General features: G+C 72.7%; 2 protein-coding genes. Both read right to left on the reverse strand.

Annotated features, from left to right (window positions below):
- Nucleotides 1-12: 12 nt before the first annotated feature.
- Nucleotides 13-288: a DUF1876 domain-containing protein gene (locus HW445_RS28300; protein ID WP_180223701.1), complete on the reverse strand. Its 276-nt coding sequence runs from the start codon at nucleotides 286-288 to the stop codon at nucleotides 13-15.
- Nucleotides 289-367: 79 nt separating this feature from the next.
- Nucleotides 368-2,099, reverse strand: a 1,732-nt coding sequence (locus tag HW445_RS28305) for a bifunctional diguanylate cyclase/phosphodiesterase (protein WP_180223702.1), incomplete at its 5' end; no start/stop codon positions are given.

Genomic DNA, 2,099 nt, shown 5'->3' on the forward strand with positions numbered 1-2,099 from the left:
CGCGTGGGGCGGTCAGACGGAGATCGGGTGGGACGGGCGGCCCGCCGCCGCGTCGATCTCGCGGTGGGCCTTGTCCAGCAGCTGCAGGGCGATGTCGTTCAGCGCCCTGGCCCCGGCGACCTCCTCGCCGACCCTCGGCTGGTTGGCGTCGGAGTCGTGACGGCTGGCGTGCCCGTGACCGCGGACCTCACTGCCGTCGGGTAGCCGCACCAGGGCGGCGGCCCGGGTGCGGGTGTCGTCCTCCTTGAATTCCAGTTCGACGTGCCATCCCACTGCGGTGTGCAGCATGGTGTCTCACCTCCTGGATGTCCTTCTTCCAGGGTGCGCCCGATACGCGCGTCACGCAGCGGGCGCCGTCCCCGCCCGGTCAGCAGGCGTCGGCCAGGGTGAGGTCGTGCAGGCTCTCGGGCGGGCCCGGACGCGCGTAGTACCAGCCCTGCGCGGTGTCGCAGCCGAGCTGGCGCAGCCGTTCGGCCTGGGCGGCCGTCTCCACGCCTTCGACGGTGACCGAGAGCCCGAGCGTCCTCGCCAGCCGCACGACCCCCTCGACGATCTTGACGTCCACCGGGTCGGCCGGTGAGGTGCGGATGCCGCGGGTGAAGGAACGGTCCAGCTTGAGCACGCTCACCGGCAGTCTCCGCAGTCCTGCCAGGTTGGAGTAGCCGGTGCCGAAGTCGTCCAGGGCTATGTCCACGCCCATGTCGCACAGGGTCCGCAGCGGACGCAGGACCTCGTCCTCCGCGCCGACCAGCGCCGACTCGGTGATCTCCAGGCAGAGCGCCTCGGGCGCCAGTCCGGCGTCCTCGAGGATCCGCTCGGTGTCCCGGACCAGCCCGGGGTCGGCCAGCTGGCACGGCGAGAGGTTGACGTTGACGCGCAGGGCGCCGTTCCACTCGCGGGCCTGCCGGACGGCCTGCTCCAGCACCCACCGGCCCAGCGGCACGATCAGCCCGGTCCGCTCGGCGAGCGGGATGAAACGGTCCGGTCCGACCACGCCCTGCTGCGGGTGCAGCCACCGCACCAGGGCCTCCGCGCCGCCGACGCTGCCGTCCTGGAGACGCACCAGGGGCTGGTACTCGATGAAGAACTCGCCGTTGTCCAGGGCGGCCGGCAGCGCGGTGGTGAGGCGGTGCCGGTGGATGGCGCGGGCGTCGGCCTCGGGATCGGCGAACTCGAAGCGGTTGCCGCCCGCCGACTTGGCCCGGTACATGGTGATGTCGGCGCTGCGCAGCACCTCGGCCGCGCCCCGCTCACCGGCCGGGCCCTCGACGATGCCGATGGAGCCGCGCACGGTCAGTTCCCGGCCGTCGATGCGCACCGGCGTGGAGAGCGCGTTCATGATCCGCTCGGCGAGGTCGTCCACGCCCCTGCGGGTGTCGGTCCCGGTGGTCAGGGCGACGAACTCGTCACCGCCGAGCCGGGCCACCATCTCGCCCGGCGCGGTGGCGCACGCCTGGAGGCGGTCGGCGACCTCGACCAGCAGCCGGTCACCGGCCTGGTGGCCGAGGCTGTCGTTGACCGTCTTGAAACCGTCGAGGTCGAGGTAGCACAAACCGAAGCGCTGCCCCTCCCCCGCGGCCACGGCCTTCTCCAGCCGCTCGAAGAACAGGACCCGGTTGGGCAGTCCGGTGAGGGCGTCGTGGGTGGCCTCGTAGCGCAGCCGGAGGTTGAGCAGCCGCCGCTCGGTGGTGTCCTCCATCAGCGCGAGCTGGTACTGGGGGCGGCCGTCGGCGTCGCGGAGCAGGGAGACGGTGAGGTTGGTCCACAGCACGGTGCCGTCGGGGCGGGTGAAGGCCTTCTCGACGCGGTAGTGCTCGCGGACGCCGCTGACCAGTTCGTCGTGCAGCCGCCAGGTCTGGGCGCCGTCCTCCGGATGCGTCAGTTCGGTGAAGCGGCGCCCCAGCAGGGCCTTGTCGCTGCCCCCGAACATGCGGGTCATGGCCCCGTTGACCTGGAGGATCGTCGAGTCGGGCCCGGCGATCCAGATACCGGTGGCGGCGCCCTCGAAGACCGCGCGGAACCGGGCCTCGCTCTCGTGCAGCGCCTGGGTGGCCAGGTTCTGCGCGCCCAGCGCCGCGCGGGCCACCGCCCGCTGCTCG

The sequence above is a fragment of the Streptomyces sp. UH6 genome (genome assembly GCF_013421635.1).
GTDB lineage: Bacteria > Actinomycetota > Actinomycetes > Streptomycetales > Streptomycetaceae > Streptomyces > Streptomyces abyssomicinicus.

Bases quoted from the DNA above. Each gene is read 5' to 3' on its own strand.
- HW445_RS28300 (WP_180223701.1), bottom strand. From the start codon at position 288: ATGCTGCACACCGCAGTGGGATGGCACGTCGAACTGGAATTCAAGGAG.